Origin of the sequence: Duncaniella dubosii, from assembly GCF_004803915.1 — a bacterium.
GTDB lineage: Bacteria > Bacteroidota > Bacteroidia > Bacteroidales > Muribaculaceae > Duncaniella > Duncaniella dubosii.
Map to the genome: position 1 here is coordinate 968,992 of NZ_CP039396.1, position 18,923 is coordinate 987,914.

The window sequence follows — 18,923 nt, forward strand, 5'->3', positions numbered from 1 at the left end:
GCTCACTGCACTTTTTCAGGGGCCGCAGCCGCCTCGCGCAGCGAGAAGGGATAGGTAAATAGATTTTAGTGTGCTAATTTACTGATTATTTTCAAAAAAAATAATTTATTTCGCGAAAAATCCAATAATTAACACTTTAATACTAAAATTAACATAAATTCCTGTGGTTTCACTATCAATCTAATAACGTGCTGATTCACTCGGCAGCCACCGCATAGACCCCCATAGCAGTGCCCGTGAAGTTTCCGGCGGTGCGGGTGCTGAGAAGCGAGGCGGGAACTGTCTGAGGCAACTGACGGTAGTCTTCATCGCCTTCGGCATACTCAAAACTGTAGCTGCCCTTTCCGTCGGCCACTATCCTGAGACGCAGAGGCTGCGAAGAGTCGTCGAGAGGCGACTCGAACTCTATCACTCGGTCATTCTTGCTCCGGGCATCGACCCGCGCAACCACATCGCCATACGAATTGACCGCCTTTCCGAAGACAATATGACAGTCATCATCCTGAAACAGCATAAGTCCCGCGATGTCCTCAGGGCTCTGCGGTGAGAACTCATCGAGTGTCACGCTCAGTTCGAACGCATTTTCCGTCACCCAGCGTCCGATGGCCGATGGCGATTTCTTGTCGGCAAATCTCACAGGCGAAGCCTCAACGGTCAGAGTCCCGTCTGCGTCTGTGCTGTAGAAACCAGATTTCGGATTCCTGATGAAAAACGCATCGTCGACAAGCCCGTCGGCAGTCCACAGACGGCTCTCACGCTCGCGCTGCGGACGCCCTTCAAGCACCTCGTCGCGGGCGGTGATGACAGGCTGGCCGTATTTCCAGCCGACACGGTGGATGAAAGTCTCGCGCCCCATGATGTCATGACCGTCTTCCGAGTAGGGACGCACCCCGAGAAACACAGCCCACCATCTGCCATCCTTGTCCTCGACGAGATCGGCATGCCCGGCACAGGTGACGGGGTATCGCCGCGAGGGGTCAAGACCTCTCTGCGTCAGTATCGGATTTATGCGGCACGGTCTGAACGGCCCTTTGGGACTTGCCGATTCAAATATCACCTCGCGGTGGTCAGGGCCAGTGCCTCCTTCGGCACACATAAGGAAATATTTCCCACCTATATAATATAGGTGTGGTCCTTCAATCCATACGGGCTTCTCATCGATATTGACACCTCCGTTGACTATCACCTTCGACTCGCCGGTCACACGGCCTGTCTTCCAGTCAAAATCATGGATGCGTATGGTCCGGTGACCGTCGTAGAGCGCCTCCCCTTCAGGAGAGTCGTTGTTGACTATATAAGCCTTGCCGTCGGCATCGAAAAACAGGCTCGGATCAATCCCGCCGACCTCCGGCAACCAGACCGGATCGCTCCATTCACCTTTTTTCGGGTCTTTGCATGTCACATAGAAATTGCCCCCGTTGTCAACGAGCGTCGTTATCATATAGAAAGTCTCATTGTGGGGATTATAGGAAATCGAAGGCGCATATATGCCACCCGACACACGGATGCTGTCGGGGAGCGAGAGCTGCGAAGGTCTGTCGAGCACATAGCCGAGGCGCTCCCAGTTGCGCAGGTCGGTACTGTGCCATATCGGCACTCCCGGATAGAACGCAAACGAAGAATTAACCATATAGTAATCATCGTCAACCCTGACTATCGACGGGTCGGGATAACATCCGGGCAACAATGGTGTCCAGTCGGGCGAAGCAACTTCGTCGCCGTCGGGCATGGTCACCTGATAGCTGAAGTCGGAAAAAACAGCCATAGGTTTCTCGTCGCTCTCATTGCACGAAACGGCCATAATCAGTCCGATGGCACATGGTAGTAAAGATAAGGATATTTTTCTCATAGCATATAGTAAATACATTGTACGCAAAGATAATACAGCCTTGCATTACTGACAAGTATTTCACCTGTTCTTTTTCTTATTTCGTCACATTTATTTTCACCGTTAAGCAAAAAAGTCCTATCTTTACATCATGACTTCATCACACAGACTTCTGCCTGCAACCATAGCGCTGATTTCAGCCATAAGCCTCGGAGCATCACCGGCCCGCCCGGTGAGACATACCGCCACACTCCCCGACGGCTCGACCGTCGGCTACCGGATGGTGGGTGACGAACGATTCCACTACCTTGTGACCGACGACGGATACCCCCTTGTGGCCGACGGAGCGACCCTCTGTTTCGCGGAGACAGGCGACAACGGGAGAATGGTCAGCAGCGGAGTGGCCGCCGCCGACCCTCAGTTCCGTTCGCCGGCAACTTTGACGTCCCTTAAAAACCTCGACAGCAACGCTGTAATTGAAAAAGCGGCATTGTCAGCCGAGGTCTCTCCTATACGCGCCATCAGTCCGAAATACGCCCCTTCACGCGCACCGGAATCCATGAGCACCACGACATTCCCCGTCACAGGTTCTCCGCGCGGACTTATAATCCTCGCCGAATATACCGACGTGAAATTCTCGACCCCCATGCCGCAGCAATATTTCAGCGACATGCTAAACCTTGAAGGTTTTGACCGGGACAGAGCCTCAGGCTCTGCACGCGATTATTTCATTGTATCGTCTGCCGGGGTGTTCACTCCGCAGTTCGATGTCGTAGGGCCGGTGACCTTACCCCACACACAGGCATACTACGGACGCAACGAGCCTTACGATGATGCCAACGCGTCCTACATGATACCCGACGCATGCGACATTCTCGCTGCCCAAGGCTTCGACTTTTCAATTTATGACTGCGACAATGACGGTGAAATCGACAACGTGTATCTCATCTATGCCGGCCGTGGCGAATCGTCGGGCAACCTTGAAGACATCAATACCGTGTGGCCTCACTCTTGGAAGGTCGGCGACATGAACCGGTACTACAACGGCTGTCTGCTCAACCACTACGCCTGTTCAAACGAAATCGAGGGAGACAAGCCTGACGGCATCGGTACGTTCTGCCATGAATTCTCACACGTCATGGGACTCCCCGACCTGTACTATACCGGACACTCGCTGCTCACCTATCTTACACCCGATACTTGGAGCGTACTTGATATCGGCTGCTATCTCAACGACTCCCGCACACCGCCTCTCTATTCATCTTTCGAACGCATGTCGCTCGGATGGCTGAAGCCAGAAGTAATCGACAGTCCCGGCGAATATGCGCTCGAACCGCTTGCCGATACCAATACCGCCTATCTTGTCAAGACTGATTCCGATGACGAATTTTTCCTCTTCGAAAACCGGCTTAAGGAGGGCTGGGATTCCTATCTCAGAGGCGAAGGCATGTTGATATGGCACATCGACTACGACAAAGACATCTGGTTCAGCAACACTGTCAACAACACCCGCTCCCACCAGCACGTAGATCTCGTCGAGGCCATCAGCCGTACATCGCCCTCAGCCTCCCCCAGCGACCCCTTCCGGGCGCGTCAAACGTCACCGAATACACCGCCGACACTGCGCCTCCAAGCCCGCGTTTCATTTCATGGTCGCATAACGACCCCGGCTATCCCTTGACAAACATCCGCACCGACGGCCGGCTGATCCGCTTCATGGCAGGAAACAGCGACGACTCTGCCATCGACGACATCATGGCGTCCGAACCCGTCACTGTCAGAGGCGGCGAGGCTATTATCATCAGCGGTTCAGACCTGCCGGCCTCAGTCTACACCATCGCCGGCACACCGGCCTACCACGGCGAATCCCGCCGAATCATACTCCCGACCGGGCTTTACATCGTCAAAGTCGGAAACCATACAACAAAAGTGGCGCTTCATTGAAAGCGCCACTTTCGTTGTATATCGTTGTATATGTATTACAATTCCTGTAAAACCTCGGATTGAACGATGCTGCTCAGACTATTCTCAGATCGACCACTGTCTCCCCGTCGAGTAAAGCTGAGATGCGCGACCCTTCTTTCAGGTCTACCGGCTCGGCAATCGGAGGCAGCATGATGACATCGCCCATCTTTAACGTCATGTATTCACTGACATTTGCTATGACCTCATCGACAGTCGGCGCAATCGGCTCTGACACCGATTCAAAGACCGGGACATCGGAAACCGACACCTGAACCGTCGCCCCGTCCTGAGCATGTGCCGCCGGCAGCCATGCCCCGTTGACAAGGCTCGAATCCATCCCCGACAAAACACCCTCAAGCCCCGCGCACTCCCTAAGGGTGACACGAAGCGAAAGGCTCACGCCGTCATAGTAGCGCGAGGCAAACTTGCGTGCGATGTTCTTGCCGAGACGGCCGATTCTGACCGACGGATGCAACGACGCCACCCATCCCTCACCCCATTCGGGCATGAAAAGTGGACGGCCCGGAAGAATCAGGGCCGAATCCGGGTGGATATCAATGTCGGGAGAGGATGATAACGAAACGAGACGGATTATTTTCATTTTGGCATACGGTTATACATCACCGCGAGATGCGCATAAATCGAGGTGTTCTGTATGGCCACCGCCGGCGATGTCTTGATATGGAAAGGTGTGAAATTCCAGAGCGCCTTTATTCCTGCATCGACACACTTCTGTGCGACCTCCGCAGCACTCTCCACGGGGACTGCGATAACAGCGATTTCCGCGTCAAGCTCCCTCACACGGCGCTCAAGATCCGAATAATCATAGATAGGCTTGCCGCCGAGCCGCGTACCGACCACATCGGGATTGACATCGAATCCGGCTACGATGTTGAGCCCGTAGCGCGACAGGCCGGAGTCGGCCATAAGCGCCGCGCCGAGGCTGCCGACACCCATCATCACCGCATTGTGCTCGCGATGGAAACCGAGAAAATCGAGCAGACCGCGTTCAAGCTCCTTTACCTCATAGCCTATGCGTGTCTTGCCCTTGATGTTGAGATACGACAAATCCTTCGCTATCTGCGACGAGTCGACATTGAGCTGATGTGAGATTGCTGTCGAGGAAACATACTCGACTCCCTCCGCTCTCAGACGCGACACGCAGGCGAGATACCACGGCAGACGGCGTATGGCCGGTTCCGGTACGTATGGTGCTGTCGTCTCCATTAAGGCAATCGTGTTTTAGTCATTCTATCAAGAGGTAAACTTCTTTTTCTGAAATTTTGTTTGCTTACGGTTATCGGAATAGCCTCGGGAGAAGAGCGTTTTTTCCATTTTTTATGACTTGGAGACCCAAGTCCGGGCCACAGCCGCGACTGCCGCAAGACCGCTCATGGCGGCTTCCGCTGATTTCATAGCCGGAAAAGCAAACAGACTCTGAGACAAAATTACAACTTTTCCGCCTATTATCCAAAGAAGTATTCCGCAGCCTTTTTGCATCTCGCAAAAATTTTCATAATTTTGCCGTAAAAATAAGCAATCAATTTTCACGACATGAACCGCAAAGTAAGAGTACGTTTCGCTCCCTCTCCAACAGGCCCGCTCCACATCGGAGGTGTCCGCACAGCGCTTTACAACTATCTTTTCGCACGTCGCAACGGTGGCGACATGATTCTCCGTATCGAGGACACCGATTCCAACCGTTTCGTCCCGGGTGCGGAGGACTACATCAACGAGTCGCTTGCATGGCTCGGAATCAAGATTGACGAAGGTGTCCGCGAAGGCGGCGCTTACGGTCCTTACAAGCAGAGCGAACGCCGTGACATATACCGCACACATGTCAGACAGCTCCTCGATGCCGGACGCGCATACATCGCTTTCGACACCCCCGAGGAACTCGAAGCCGCACGCGCGGCCACTCCTAACTTCCAGTATGACGCATCGACCCGCATGAACATGCGCAACTCCCTCGCGATGCAGCCCGAAGAAGTGAAACGCCTCATGGACGAGGGCACCCCCTACGTGGTCCGTTTCCTCATCGAACCGGGACGCGACGTGGAAGTCAACGACCTCCTGCGCGGAAAAGTGACCATCAACTCATCGATTCTCGACGACAAAGTGCTCTACAAGAGCGCCGACGACCTTCCGACCTATCACCTCGCCAACATTGTCGACGACCATCTCATGGAAGTGTCCCACGTCATCCGCGGCGAGGAATGGCTGCCGTCAGCACCGCTCCACGTGCTCCTTTACGAAGCATTCGGCTGGGCCGACACCCGTCCTGAATTCGTCCATCTCCCCCTTCTGCTCAAACCCGACGGCAAAGGCAAGCTCTCGAAGCGCGACGGCGACCGCCTCGGCTTCCCCGTGTTCCCTCTCGAATGGACCGACCCCAAGACAGGCGCTGTCTCCTCGGGCTACCGCGAGTCGGGCTACCTTCCCGAAGCTGTCATCAACTTCCTCGCCCTTCTCGGATGGAATCCCGGCGACGACACCGAAATCATGTCGATGGACGAGCTTATCGCGAAATTCTCATTCGACCACTGCTCGCGTTCGGGCGCTAAATTCGCTTTCGACAAAGGACGCTGGTTCAACCACGAATATCTCCAGACCACACCCGACGACGAACTCGCCCGCCTGTTCCGCCCCGTCCTTGAGGCTCACGGCGTGAACGCAGCCGATTTCTCCGACGATTACATCGCCCGGGTGGTCTCACTCGTGAAGGGACGCATCAATTTCGTTGCCGACCTCTGGGATCAGGCAAAATTCTTCTTCGTAGCACCCTTGACCTACGCCGAAAAGGACATCAAGAAACGCTGGAAAGAAGATACCCCCGCCATCCTCACAGAGCTTATCGAGGTGCTCCGCTCGCTCCCCGACTTCAGCTCGAAGGGCGCAGAACCCGTCGTCCTCGACTGGGTGGCTGCCAAGGGCTATCATCTCGGAAATGTGATGAATGCCTTCCGACTCACCCTCGTCGGCGAATGCAAAGGCCCGCACATCTTCGACATCACCGAGCTTATCGGACGCGACGAGACCATCGCCAGAATACAGCGCGGCATCGACACCATCAAAGCCCCCGAATCCTGACACCATTGCGCAGTAGGGTCACCGGCCCTACTGCGCAACCCTAATAACCTCACACTTTATACTTAATACTTCATACTTCATCCTTTAATACTTTACTCCTTAAATATTCATCCATGATCAAAGTAGGCATAATCGGAGGTTCAGGCTATGCCGCCGGCGAACTCATCCGCATCCTAATCAACCACCCCGATGTCGAACTGAAATGGGTTCATTCGCGCACCGTCGGCGGACAGCGCATCGTCGATGTCCATCAGGGCCTCCACGGAGAAATCGACATGAACTTTTCAAGCAACTTCGATCTCAAAAACATAGATGTCCTTTTCTGCTGCCGCCCGGCCGGAAAGACCCGTGAATTCATCGAGACACACACCATGCCCGAAGACCTCAAAATCATCGATCTCGCACGCGACCACCGCATCGAGGACGGCACTCACGACTTCGTCTACGGACTATCGGAGCTTAACCGCAAACCGATGGTGCGCGGTGCACGCCATGTAGCCAACCCCGGCTGCGTCGCTATGGCTGTCGAGCTCTCACTCATGCCGCTGGCCAAAAACCTCCTGCTCAACTCCGACATCCACACAACCGTCATCACCGGCGCGACAAGCGAAGGTGCGGAACACCGGCCCACCACCCACTATGCGTGGCGCAACGACAACATGGTGGTCTACCGCCCGTTCGCCCACACACAAATGCCCGAAATCCTTCAGGCCCTCAAGGCGATGCAACAGAGCTTCAACTCAAAGATCCACATGCTGCCGATGCGCGGCTGCTTCTCGCGCGGCATAATGGCTGTCAGCTACCTCGACTGCTCGCTCGACCTCCCCGAAATCATAAAGCTCTACAGCGACTATTTCGCCGACCACAACTTCACATTCATCACATCCAAGATTCCCGACCTCAAAGACGTGGTCAACACCAACAAGTGCATCATCCACCTCGACAAAATCGACGGCAAGGTGCTCATCACGGCTGTAATCGATAATCTGCTGAAAGGTGGCGCAGGCAACGCTGTCCACACCATGAACCTCCTCTTCGGCCTTCAGGAGACAACGGGTCTCACCATGAAGCCCGCGGCATTCTGACCTCCGGCCTGACACTCTTCCCCCAACGGCCTGACATCCGGTTTTTCCACTTCATAAACATAAACGGCCGCAATCCTTCCGTTCCCGGAATGGACTGCGGCCTTTGCTTTGAACATAAAAGCCCCCGGAGCTGTTAAAATGACAGCCGTAATTAATTATACCACCTTGACATGTACACACATTAATATACCCGGCTACTATCTAAACAAACACACTTATCGACTATGGACATGTTTTGTTATCAATGTCAGGAGACAGCAAAGGGAACAGGCTGTACCCTGCAAGGAGTCTGCGGAAAAAAAGCAGAGACATCAGCCCGGATGGATCTTCTCTTGTATGCCACCCGTGGCATCGCAATCGTCAACCGCGCTCTGCGTGAAAAAAACACCCCGTCAAGAGAAGCGTCACACTTCATTATCGATGCACTCTTCACCACAATCACAAACGCAAACTTCGACAATCCGATGCTTGACGACTACATCACACAGGCGTTCAAGCTTAAAAACATCCTTTGCGGACAAGCGAAAAAGGAGGAAATACCGCTCCCCGGTCTCCCGGAAGTCGAGTTTCAGGCCAAGGCCGACGAATATGAAAAGGCTGAAGCGTTCACAGGTGTTCTCGCCGAAAAAAACGCCGACATCCGCGCCATCAAACAGCTCGCTGTCTACGGCTGCAAAGGCATGGCAGCCTACGCCCGTCATGCCGCGAACCTTGGCTATGAGGACGAAGATGTCTATACGATAATCGAAAACGCGCTCGCCGAGGTAAGCCGGTCAGACATCAGTGCCGACGAGCTTTTCTCACTTGTAATCAATGTCGGCGAAGGCGGTGTCAGGGCTATGGCCCTTCTCGACAAGGCCAACACCTCGACCTATGGCAACCCCGAAATCACCGAAGTCGGGATAGGTGTACGCGACCGCCCGGGCATCCTTGTCAGCGGGCACGACCTGAAGGATCTTGAAGAGCTGCTCGTGCAGTCCGAAGGAAAAGGCGTCGACATATATACCCACTCCGAAATGCTACCCGCCCAGAGCTACCCGTTCTTCAAGAAATTCCCGCATTTCGCCGGTAACTACGGCAACGCGTGGTGGAAACAGACTGATGAATTCGAGACTTTCAACGGAATGTTTCTCTTTACGTCAAACTGTATAGTCCCTCCTCGCAAAAACGCCACATACACCGACCGTGTCTACACGACCGGTGTAGTAGGCATGCCCGGAACCCGGCACATAGCCTCCGGCAAGGACGGCAGAAAAGATTTTTCGGAGCTCATCAGCCGTGCGGCCTCCTGCCAGCCCCCGCAGGCAATTGAAAACGGAAAAATCGTAGCCGGATTCGCCCACAATCAGGTGCTCGCCCTCGCACCGAAGATCATCGACCTCATCAAACGCGGAAAAATCCGGAAATTTGTCGTCATGGCAGGCTGCGACGGTCGCTTCCCGTCGAGAAAATATTACACCGAATTTGCCGAGAAACTTCCTGAAGACTGTGTGATTCTGACAGCCGGATGCGCTAAATACCGCTACAACAAACTACCGCTCGGCGACATCGAGGGAGTCCCGCGTGTCCTCGATGCAGGCCAGTGCAACGACAGCTACTCGCTCGTGGTCATCGCTACTGCCTTGAAGGAGGCATTGGGTCTGAAAGACATCAATGACCTTCCGATAGTCTACAACATTGCGTGGTATGAGCAGAAAGCCGTCATCGTGCTTCTCGCGCTCCTGAGCCTCGGAGTCAGGAACATCCATACAGGACCTACCCTTCCGGCTTTCTTCACCCCCGATATCCTAAAGGTGTTGAAAGAGAAATTCAACATCGCCACCATCTCTACCGTCGACGAAGACATCGACACTCTTGTCGGAAAATAAGACAGAGCCGTGATTAAAAATTTTTCAGAGTGCCACAGCTTGTGGCACTCTGTTTTTTATATATCTTTGCAACATAAAACCCGTATCCGATAAGAAACCCCGAAAAATAGATTAAAAAACTCACTGCAATGATTGACGAAATTATTCGGTATAATCGCGAGTTCGTAGCCTCTGAAGGCTATCGCCGCTATGAGACATCCAAGTATCCCGACAAACGCATAGCAATCGTGACCTGCATGGACACACGTCTTGTCGAGCTCCTCCCGGCCGCCCTCGGTATCCGTAATGGAGATGTCAAGATGATCAAGAACGCCGGCGGCACAATCACCAATCCCTTTGACTCCACCATGCGTTCGCTGCTCGTGGCTGTCTACGAACTCGGAGTCAACGAGATCATGGTCATAGGCCACACCGGCTGCGGTGTGCAGGGCATGGATGCCGAGGAAATGCTCCACCTGATGCGTGAACGCGGAATCGACGAGGAACACATATCGCTCATGCGCCACTGCGGAATCGACCTAAACAGCTGGCTTCACGGATTCACCGACACTCCCGAAGCCGTCGCAGAGACCGTCAACCTCATCCGCAACCACCCTCTGATGGCCAAGGATGTCCGAGTCAGCGGCTACATCATGGACTCAGCCACAGGTCTCCTCCAAAACATCTGACATACAATAAGCCCCCGACATATGTCTGATTTAACAGCCGCATAGATTTAACTAAAAATAAATGAAAATAAATTCAATAAATCTATTTTATTATAAAAATATTTTATAACTTTGCCCCGCGTCAAAACTTTGGCTTCATACAAGAATTAAAGTTAGTATTTAATCACATCCACGATACTTTCCGAAAATAAATTTTCAACATTAATAATACCATAACCTTAAAAATTCAACCTTATGAAGAAAATCTTTACTCTTGCTGCCGTGGCATGCATGGCATGGTCTGTTAACGCTCAGGAAATCTGGCGCGCAGCTGACTTTGACCTTACAACAGCTACACTTGAAAAACTGACAAACAATATCTATGCAGGAGGCACAGCTGAAGCCCCCGACACAAGCAAACCCGGTGAACTCAGCACTTCACAAATCTCGGCCTCAACAGCTAACATCACCCTCACCGGCCTCTCAACCCCCAATGCAGACAAAACTATTGCAACCGGAGCAGACGCATGGCAGCTCAAAGGTTCTGTAGACGGCAACGACGCCCTCATCGTCGACGGCTGCAATCCTACATTCGCACAGTATCTCATGGGTCAGGGCAATCCCGAATCAGTTTCTTGGTACTACTACGAAACCAACTCTGACGGAGACGAAGTATTCCGTGTGGCAGGTACTTATTGGGAACCCGGAATGGACATGCCCGCAAAAGGTATGTACTGGAAGTTTGATGCTAAAGCTGACGGAACTCTTAAGACAGCTGTATATATCAATAAGGGCAATCACCTCACCTACATCGTTGACGCTGCAACAAAACAGCCTCTTGCTCCCGAATCCATCGATGTTGCCATATTCTATCAGAACACAGGCTTCGCTTTTGAAGGCAGCGTAGACGAAGGCAATGCCAAGTATCTCAATGTTGGTAAAATGCCTGAAGATTACATCCTCCAGCACACCAACGGCATCACCCAGAACCGTCCCGCTCTCGGCTATGTAAGCTTCCCTGTAAAAGCCGGTCAGTCTTACTACCTCTTCAACCCCAAAAGCCAGGTAGGTCTCTATGGCTTTGAATTCACTGCAGCCGGTCAGTCTGGTATCAGCAACATCATCGCTGACGAAACCCTCAACCCCGACGCTCCCATGTACAACGTACTTGGCCAGCGCGTAAGCAAGGAATACAAGGGCATCGTTATCCAGAACGGCAAGAAATTCATCAACAAGTAATCAATTTCCCGTCATAGGATAAAAAACATCAACCCCGCTTCACACCGAAATGTGGAGCGGGGTTATCCGTTTAATGAAATCAATATATCGGGAGTGACCGGTCTACTCCCCTTCTATAAACCCGACCGTCAGTTCGACAGCCCGGCGGAATGCCTCGGGCTGACCGCCGACAGTGATGAAAAGGTGGACTGCCTGTGGAAACTCAACCCTCGTCAGCCGTTGCGCCCCTACCCTTGTCGCAAACTCGCGTCCTTGATTGCAGAGAATGTCGCGCCCGGCAGCCACAAGCAGAGTCCGGGGCAGATGCTCAAGCGCCTCATCACTCAGGTCGCCGACATTGACATCGCCCGCGACATCGCCTTTAAGATGACCGATATACGCACTATTGAAAGCCTCCATCAGATCCGCATCCAGACCATAGCCCGACCCGTAGTCACCCCACGAAGCCGAACCGTCAGGATAAGCCTTCGTCACCGGATAGAAACACACCACACCTGCGAGCCGCCTGCAACACTCGTCGCCGGAAAGTGCGGTAGCCAGCGCGAGATTTCCACCCGAGCTGTCGCCCCCGACAAACACCCTGTCGGAATCAGCGCCGATTTCCGCGGCATTCCCGAAAGCAAAGCCCACGGCCTCGCGGCAATCCTCAAGCCCGGCCGGATAGGGCGACTCCGGCGCAAGTCGATAGTCGACCGCAAGCACCCTCGCCTTGCCGCTCGCCGCCACCTCCTGACAGAAACGTGCACAACTGTTGATGCTTCCTATCGTCCAGCCCCCGCCATGAAAATATATCAGCAGCGGAAGCGCCCCGCCGACACCCTCAGGCCCATATAGCCTCATCGTCGGAGAGAGGTCACGCGTGACCACCCCCTCGCGTAGCGGAGGCTTCGAATTGCGTCCGTGGCGCACCCTCTCCAGCGCCTCGCAATCACCCTCTATCGCCCGCAGGATGGCATCTTTCTGAGACGACTGCAATCCCTCCGGCAGTCCGCGACGAAAAGCCTCAGCCTCAACACGCATGATACTGTCGGAAACCGTCTGCGCATTCATGCCGCACAACGACGACATGACACAGCCAAGTAAAAAAACAAAATTCTTCATCGTATATCAAATAATTATATAATCTGCTTCCATGTATATAGCTAATTCCTAATGAAATACGCATACAACATGCACCTTTATCATGAAAATCGGTTTAAGACCGCCGTCAAAGATATGCAATATTCTCCGAAAAATAAATGCCGGCCTCCGACGCAGACTACGCTGCACCATAGAGACCGGCTGTTGTCAATGTAGCTATAAAAAAGAATTGATTGTCTCTCGACAACCAATCTTAGTTAACCTTAAATCTAATACCATGAAAAACACATTGCAAATTTACGCACTTTTGCAGAATCTACAAACTTTTCTGCAACAAAAATCCTCCGTTTTAACATATTTTTTAGCATCGTGACCAAAATTCATCAAAACGAATGGATTTTTTAGCGAAAATCACAGCTTTTGGCAACATTTTGCCATTTTCAGATTTCAGGATGAATCTATGGCACCCTTCCCGCACTACCGCTCTACTCCAAAGCTCAGGCCCATCAGCGCAATGAAATTTTACAATAGGAAAAACGCGGAATTTTTCGTAATTTTGCCAATAGAAATACAATAGAGCACCCTGTTTATGAGCGAGGACAACTTCACAACGGATACCTTGGACGAAAACGACGGCTTCACACCGGAAGAAAACCCACCCGGCCATGCCGACAATTTTGATCCGAAAATAATCGTCGACACCAGCAACGACACCATCCGCCACCAGCTGCGCGGCATGTACCAGAGCTGGTTTCTCGACTATGCGAGCTACGTGATTCTTGAGCGAGCTGTCCCCAACATCGAGGACGGTCTCAAACCCGTGCAGCGACGCATACTCCACTCGATGAAGCTGCTCGACGACGGTCGCTTCAACAAGGTGGCCAACATCGTGGGCAACACCATGCAGTTCCACCCCCACGGCGATGCGTCGATCTACGAAGCCCTCGTACAGCTCGGACAGAAAGAACTCCTCGTCGAGACTCAGGGAAACTGGGGCAACACGCTCACAGGCGCTGGCGCAGCGGCAGGACGATACATCGAAGCACGCCTCTCGCAGTTCGCCCTCGACGTGGTCTACAATCCCAAGGTGACCGAATGGACTCTCAGCTACGACGGACGAAAAAAAGAGCCCGTCACTCTCCCGGTCAAATTCCCCCTCCTGCTCTCGAAAGGCGCTGAGGGTATCGCGGTCGGACTCTCGTCAAAGATTCTGCCTCACAACTTCAACGAAATCATCGACGCGGCGATCTCATATCTGCGCGGCGAACCCTTCACACTCTATCCCGACTTCTTCACGGGAGGCTCTATCGACGTGTCGCGCTACAACGACGGCGAGCGCGGCGGCGTGGTCAAGATTCGCGCCAAAATCGAGAAAATCGACAACAAGACCCTCGCAATCACCGAAATCCCCTACGGCAAGACAACGGCGACCCTCATAGAGTCGATCGTCAAGGCTCAGGAAGCAGGAAAAATCAAAATCCGCTCCGTGGTCGACAATACCGCCCAGACAGCAAACGTGATTGTCTACCTTCTCCCCGGAACATCGAGCGACAAGACCATCGACGCCCTCTATGCCTTCACCGACTGCGAGGTATCGGTCTCGCCCAACTGCTGCGTGATTTCCGACAACAAGCCACACTTCATCGGCGTGAGCGACGTGCTCCGCCACAACGTCGACCGCACACGCGACATACTCGGACAGGAACTGAGGATACAGCTCGGCGAAGTCCGCGAACAGCTCCACTTCGCATCCCTCGAACGGATCTTCATCGAGGAGCGCATCTATAAGGACAAAGGCTATGAGGAAAGCGAGAACCGCGAACAGGCGATAGCCCATATACGCGGACGACTCGAAAAATTCAAGGATATCTTTATCCGCGAAGTCACCGACGACGACATCATCCGCCTCTTCGAAATCAAGATGGGGCGCATCCTCAAATTCAACGTCACCAAATGCGAGGAGCAGATCGCGGCATTCCACGAACGCATCGCCGACCTCAACTCCAAACTTGACAACCTCACCGCCTACACCATCGACTGGTATGCCAGCCTCAAGCACAAATACGGAGAGGCATATCCGCGCATGACCGTCATCAGGAACTTCGACAGCATTCAGGCCACCGCAGTGGCCGAGGCCAACGAGAAGCTCTACATCGACCGCGAGGAAGGTTTCATCGGGACATCGCTCAAAAAAGACGAATACCTCTGCAACTGCTCGTCGATCGACGACATCATCATCTTCTACAAGGACGGCCGCTACAAGGTGGTCAAGGTGCAGGAAAAACTTTTCGTCGGCAAGGGAATCATACACGTCGACGTGTTCAAACGCAACGACAAACGCACCGTCTACAACGCCATCTACCAGAACGGCAAGGGCGGTACATACTACATGAAGCGCTTCTTCGTCACCGGCATCACGCGCGACAAGGACTATAACCTCACTCCCGGACTCCCCGGAAGCAAGGTCTGCTGGTTTACCGTCAACCACAACGGCGAGGCCGAGGTGGTCAAGGTGACACTCAAGCCCAAACTGCGCCTGAAGACACTACAGTTTGATGTCGATTTCTCCGAACTCGCCATAAAGGGGCGCAGCGCCATCGGCAACATCGTCACCCGCAACGAAGTCCACCGCTTCTCGCTCAAAGCAGCCGGACGCTCGACACTCGGCGGACGCGACGTGTGGTTCGATCCCGATGTCATGCGACTCAACTACGACAGCCGTGGCAACTATCTCGGAGAATTCAACACCGGCGACCTCGTGCTCGTCATCCAGAAAAACGGCGAATACTACACCTCGACATTCGATGCCTCAAACCACTACCCCGACAACATCCTCCGCATCGAGAAGTTCGACCCACACAAGGTCTGGACAGCCATCCTCAACGATGCCGACCAGAAATATCCTTACCTCAAACGCTTCACCTTCGAACCCTCGGCGAAGACCCAGCGCTATCTCGGCGAAAACGAGAAGTCGGAACTTATCCTGCTCAGCGACGAGCCGGGACTGCGCATAGAAGTGACATTCGGGGGGCCGACTCATTCCGTCCTGCGATGGAAGTCATCGCCCGCGATTTCATCGCCGTCAAGTCGTTCAAGGCCAAAGGCAAACGACTCACCACTTTTGCAATCGACCACATCACCGAACTTGAACCGGTCGTTACCGACGAGGTGGACGATGACGACGATTCAACCGACGAACAGTCACAGCCCGAAACAGCTCCCGAACCCGACCCGTCAATCGAGCCGGAACGCAGTGACGATGAAATCCGCGACGAACTCACCGGCCAGCGGCGACTTTTCTAACTCCCTGTCTATCAAAGAGGCCAAAAGGTTCAGAAAGAAGAATATAAAGGTACAGAAATTCAGAATAGACAAAAATAACACATCTTTTAGACTTGATTCAGGCAGAAAAAGTTTTTCAACTTATCGTGCCATACGGACTAAAAGATGTGTTATTTTTGTCTATTCTGAATTTCTGTATCTCTTTTTGTCTGTTATGTATTTTTGTACCCCTATGGCTTCTATCTGAGGGACTTACTGTTCCTCAGCGCTATGAGCTGTTGCCGTTTCGGCTTCCTGCTCCTTGTCGAAATGATTGTAGGCATCGACAATGCGCTGGACGAGAGCATGGCGGACAATATCCTTCTTCGCAAATTCAATCTTGCCTATGCCGGGGACATCCTTCAGCACCTTCAGAGCCTGAATCAGCCCCGATGTCACCGAACGCGGAAGGTCAATCTGTGTGGCGTCGCCCGTAATGATCATCTTGGCGTTCATGCCCAAGCGTGTAAGGAACATCTTGATCTGCTGGACGGTGGTGTTTTGCGCCTCGTCAAGCACGATCACAGCATCGTTGAGCGTGCGTCCTCGCATGAAAGCGAGCGGAGCAATCTGAATGACATTCGTCTCCATGTATTCCTTAAGCTTGACCGCCGGAATCATGTCTTCGAGAGCATCGTAGAGAGGCTGGAGATAAGGATCGATCTTGTCTTTCATGTCGCCCGGCAGAAAACCGAGCTTCTCGCCGGCCTCTACGGCAGGACGCGACAGGATTATCTTGCGCACTTCGCGGTTTTTCAGCGCCCTTACGGCCAAGGCGATGGCTATGTAGGTCTTTCCAGTTCCGGCAGGCCCGAGGGCAAATGTCAGGTCATTCTCGCGGACCGATTTCACCATCAGCGCCTGATTCTCGTTGCGCGGACTGATAGGCTTGCCGTTGATGCCGTAGATAATCACATTGTCATTGCGCGGAGTCTCTGGCGACTTGCCCTTAACGATGTCGAGAATCACCTCCTCGGTCAGCTTGTTGTACTTGATGCAATATTCCTCAAGCTCCTTGATGCGCTTCTCGAACTCGGCGGTCTCATGCTCGTCGCCGATCACCTTGATGACCGACCCGCGGGCTGCCATGCGCAATTTAGGGAAAAGATTGCGGATAAGCTGCATGTTGCTGTTGTTGACACCGTAGAAACTGACGGGGTCTACATTGTCTATGATTACGATTCTTTCAATCATTCAGGTGTCTGTGTTAAATTAGTCCCTCGTTGCAGAGGAAGATGTCTCGCGCGCGTTCCTTATTATCTTATTATATTATGATGCCGGGTCGTCAATATCCGGAGTCTCCCTCTTTTATTTTATTAACTTCCGCAGTTTTGTTTTTGTTTAGCGGAATCGTGTACATAAGTGAAAAACCGCCTGTCACCGCCGAACCGCGCTTGCCGTAACCGGGGATGAACATCGGCTTGCCGACATCGCTCTTGGTTTCGTGGAGGATTGAGTGGTAGATTATCGTCCAGCCGAGCGACCAGCTCTTCAGCACCTTCACCTTGATTCCGAAAGTCACTTCGAGATAACCGGCGGTCGACTTCCTGTCGGCAATAGAGAATTTTCCTTCCTCGCCCCAATAGCTGTCATCGACTGTCACATTGTCGACGTTCCACTTGAAATTCGTAAACCCGTATCTCAGGCCCATCTGCAACTTGTAGTCCGGATTGGAGTTATAGAAAAAGTTGTATGACGCACCGATTTTGACGTAGGGCGACACCGGGACTCTGAACGTGAAGTTCGAACCGTCGGGAGTGTCATTGCAATTGTCGACACCGATTGCCAGAAACGGGAAATAGCGGTTGTGGAGACTCACCTCCGCCCACACGTCGCCAAGACCGTAATGTTGTCCGAATGCACGCATGATGGGATTCCACAGATTGACACCACCGACCACCTCGTGGAGAAGCGGATATTCCATCTTCGGAGGCACGGGCAGCAGCAGCGAGTCGACAACCTCGGTGCCTGTCACCGTATCGACAAGAATCTTACGGCCCTGAGCGTCGATCTGCTCCACGACATGTGTGCGGTCGAGACGCTTCTGGCGCTCTGAATCGGGGATTGTCTTGGGCACATCGGGAGTGACAGGGGTCACACGCCGCTGTGCCGACACCTCGGTCGCGGCCAATGCCAGAACGACCGCCACGGCCACCCGTAGCGCAGACGCGAAGCACGAAAATATATGTTTAAAACTATACATCTTGATTGTTAGCCTCTTAAACTTTACTCCTGTCCTCTCATTCTTCCTCTTCCTCCGCCGTGCGGAAATAAATCTGGATTGTCTCGTGGTCGATGTTGGTTATAAGCGAGTCGGTCACTGCCACAGAGTCAATGAGATGAGTCGTATAGCTATAAGACGTAATACGGTAGTGATACATCGCCCCGCAGTCTTCCGACGCGAAATATGGCGTGGCCACATAGTCGAAACGCAGCGTGTCGATTAGCCACGGAAAGTCAAGAGCCTTCTGTTTATATTGAAAATAGAACTCCGTCGACGGCTTGGTGGAACGGAAAGGGAGATAGAGCTGCGACACACGCGACCCCGGTCCGAGAAGCAGGGTATCGTTCGGAGCATCGACCCCGCCGACAGCCACCGAGTCGGGAGTGATCTGCTGTTTGGTCGACATCGAGTAGAAACCTGCGAGCGGCAATGAATTCTGGTTTTCCGTACAACCGACATTGCTACACGAACTCACAGCAGCCCAGATACAGCCCCCGACGGCAACTATGTTAAAAAGCGCTTTCAAAAACTTACTTAAAACTTAAAACTTTTACACATCGTACTTAGCACTTAATA

14 protein-coding genes and 1 pseudogene are annotated in these 18,923 nt (G+C 52.9%); 8 read left to right on the forward strand and 7 right to left on the reverse strand.

The genetic code is table 11. From position 1 onward, the window contains the following. Positions 1-196: 196 nt before the first annotated feature. Positions 197-1,849, reverse strand: coding sequence for a glycoside hydrolase family 43 protein (locus E7747_RS04215; protein WP_168185227.1), 1,653 nt, complete (start codon positions 1,847-1,849; stop codon positions 197-199). A gap of 130 nt (positions 1,850-1,979) precedes the next feature. Between E7747_RS04215 and E7747_RS04220 the strand changes: the two genes are divergently transcribed. After that, complete coding sequence (locus E7747_RS04220; RefSeq protein ID WP_136414312.1) at positions 1,980-3,509, forward strand: M6 family metalloprotease domain-containing protein; 1,530 nt, start codon at positions 1,980-1,982, stop codon at positions 3,507-3,509. Next, positions 3,506-3,772: a hypothetical protein gene (locus tag E7747_RS04225; protein WP_136414314.1), complete on the forward strand. Its 267-nt coding sequence runs from the start codon at positions 3,506-3,508 to the stop codon at positions 3,770-3,772. The genes E7747_RS04220 and E7747_RS04225 overlap by 4 nt, the downstream gene beginning before the upstream one ends. Before the next feature lie 73 nt (positions 3,773-3,845). On the opposite strand, the gene E7747_RS04230 is transcribed toward E7747_RS04225, so the two are convergent. Beyond that, the gene (locus tag E7747_RS04230; protein ID WP_136414316.1) at positions 3,846-4,394 is read right to left on the reverse strand and encodes a fumarylacetoacetate hydrolase family protein; all 549 of its coding nucleotides are present in this window, start codon (positions 4,392-4,394) and stop codon (positions 3,846-3,848) included. Beyond that, complete coding sequence (locus E7747_RS04235) at positions 4,391-5,020, reverse strand: redox-sensing transcriptional repressor Rex (RefSeq protein WP_136414318.1); 630 nt, start codon at positions 5,018-5,020, stop codon at positions 4,391-4,393. The genes E7747_RS04230 and E7747_RS04235 overlap by 4 nt, the downstream gene beginning before the upstream one ends. A 327-nt stretch (positions 5,021-5,347) precedes the next feature. Between E7747_RS04235 and gltX the strand changes: the two genes are divergently transcribed. The 5 genes from gltX to E7747_RS04260 all read left to right on the forward strand — a co-directional run bounded on the left by gltX (position 5,348) and on the right by E7747_RS04260 (position 11,722). Further along, a complete protein-coding gene (gene gltX, locus E7747_RS04240) occupies positions 5,348-6,883 on the forward strand; it encodes a glutamate--tRNA ligase (protein ID WP_136414320.1) in 1,536 nt (511 codons plus the stop codon). A 113-nt stretch (positions 6,884-6,996) separates the two neighbouring features. Further along, on the forward strand, positions 6,997-7,968 hold the full coding sequence (argC, locus tag E7747_RS04245) for an N-acetyl-gamma-glutamyl-phosphate reductase (protein ID WP_123615659.1): 972 nt from the start codon (positions 6,997-6,999) through the stop codon (positions 7,966-7,968). A gap of 224 nt (positions 7,969-8,192) precedes the next feature. Continuing rightward, on the forward strand, positions 8,193-9,836 hold the full coding sequence (gene hcp / locus E7747_RS04250) for a hydroxylamine reductase (RefSeq protein WP_136414322.1): 1,644 nt from the start codon (positions 8,193-8,195) through the stop codon (positions 9,834-9,836). Positions 9,837-9,964: 128 nt separating this feature from the next. Then, a complete protein-coding gene (locus tag E7747_RS04255) occupies positions 9,965-10,504 on the forward strand; it encodes a beta-class carbonic anhydrase (protein ID WP_136414324.1) in 540 nt (179 codons plus the stop codon). A 234-nt stretch (positions 10,505-10,738) separates the two neighbouring features. Beyond that, positions 10,739-11,722, forward strand: coding sequence for a hypothetical protein (locus tag E7747_RS04260; RefSeq protein ID WP_136414326.1), 984 nt, complete (start codon positions 10,739-10,741; stop codon positions 11,720-11,722). Between the two features lie 102 nt (positions 11,723-11,824). On the opposite strand, the gene E7747_RS04265 is transcribed toward E7747_RS04260, so the two are convergent. Further along, on the reverse strand, positions 11,825-12,772 hold the full coding sequence (locus E7747_RS04265; protein ID WP_228449254.1) for an alpha/beta hydrolase: 948 nt from the start codon (positions 12,770-12,772) through the stop codon (positions 11,825-11,827). 619 nt (positions 12,773-13,391) lie between these two features. Here E7747_RS04265 and E7747_RS04270 point away from each other — a divergent pair. After that, positions 13,392-16,105, forward strand: a pseudogene (locus E7747_RS04270) (DNA gyrase/topoisomerase IV subunit A). A gap of 231 nt (positions 16,106-16,336) precedes the next feature. On the opposite strand, the gene E7747_RS04275 reads toward E7747_RS04270, so the two are convergent. The 3 genes from E7747_RS04275 to E7747_RS04285 all read right to left on the reverse strand — a co-directional run bounded on the left by E7747_RS04275 (position 16,337) and on the right by E7747_RS04285 (position 18,873). After that, positions 16,337-17,317 carry a PhoH family protein gene (locus E7747_RS04275; protein ID WP_123615665.1) on the reverse strand — a complete coding sequence of 327 codons (981 nt, stop codon included), beginning with the start codon at positions 17,315-17,317 and terminating at the stop codon, positions 16,337-16,339. 91 nt (positions 17,318-17,408) lie between these two features. Beyond that, positions 17,409-18,326, reverse strand: a complete 918-nt coding sequence (locus E7747_RS04280) for a DUF6048 family protein (protein WP_136414328.1) — start codon at positions 18,324-18,326, stop codon at positions 17,409-17,411. Between the two features lie 37 nt (positions 18,327-18,363). Next, positions 18,364-18,873, reverse strand: coding sequence for a DUF6452 family protein (locus E7747_RS04285; protein WP_136414330.1), 510 nt, complete (start codon positions 18,871-18,873; stop codon positions 18,364-18,366). Positions 18,874-18,923: the final 50 nt, after the last annotated feature.

Excerpts from the sequence above, each read along its gene's own strand:
- argC (WP_123615659.1), top strand. The coding sequence starts at position 6,997 with ATGATCAAAGTAGGCATAATCGGAGGTTCAGGCTATGCCGCCGGCGAA.
- E7747_RS04220 (WP_136414312.1), top strand. The coding sequence starts at position 1,980 with ATGACTTCATCACACAGACTTCTGCCTGCAACCATAGCGCTGATTTCA.
- gltX (WP_136414320.1), top strand. The coding sequence starts at position 5,348 with ATGAACCGCAAAGTAAGAGTACGTTTCGCTCCCTCTCCAACAGGCCCG.
- E7747_RS04280 (WP_136414328.1), bottom strand. The coding sequence starts at position 18,326 with ATGTATAGTTTTAAACATATATTTTCGTGCTTCGCGTCTGCGCTACGG.
- E7747_RS04265 (WP_228449254.1), bottom strand. The coding sequence starts at position 12,772 with ATGAATGCGCAGACGGTTTCCGACAGTATCATGCGTGTTGAGGCTGAG.
- E7747_RS04275 (WP_123615665.1), bottom strand. The coding sequence starts at position 17,317 with ATGATTGAAAGAATCGTAATCATAGACAATGTAGACCCCGTCAGTTTC.
- E7747_RS04260 (WP_136414326.1), top strand. The coding sequence starts at position 10,739 with ATGAAGAAAATCTTTACTCTTGCTGCCGTGGCATGCATGGCATGGTCT.
- E7747_RS04215 (WP_168185227.1), bottom strand. The coding sequence starts at position 1,849 with ATGAGAAAAATATCCTTATCTTTACTACCATGTGCCATCGGACTGATT.
- hcp (WP_136414322.1), top strand. The coding sequence starts at position 8,193 with ATGGACATGTTTTGTTATCAATGTCAGGAGACAGCAAAGGGAACAGGC.
- E7747_RS04230 (WP_136414316.1), bottom strand. The coding sequence starts at position 4,394 with ATGAAAATAATCCGTCTCGTTTCGTTATCATCCTCTCCCGACATTGAT.
- E7747_RS04255 (WP_136414324.1), top strand. The coding sequence starts at position 9,965 with ATGATTGACGAAATTATTCGGTATAATCGCGAGTTCGTAGCCTCTGAA.
- E7747_RS04235 (WP_136414318.1), bottom strand. The coding sequence starts at position 5,020 with ATGGAGACGACAGCACCATACGTACCGGAACCGGCCATACGCCGTCTG.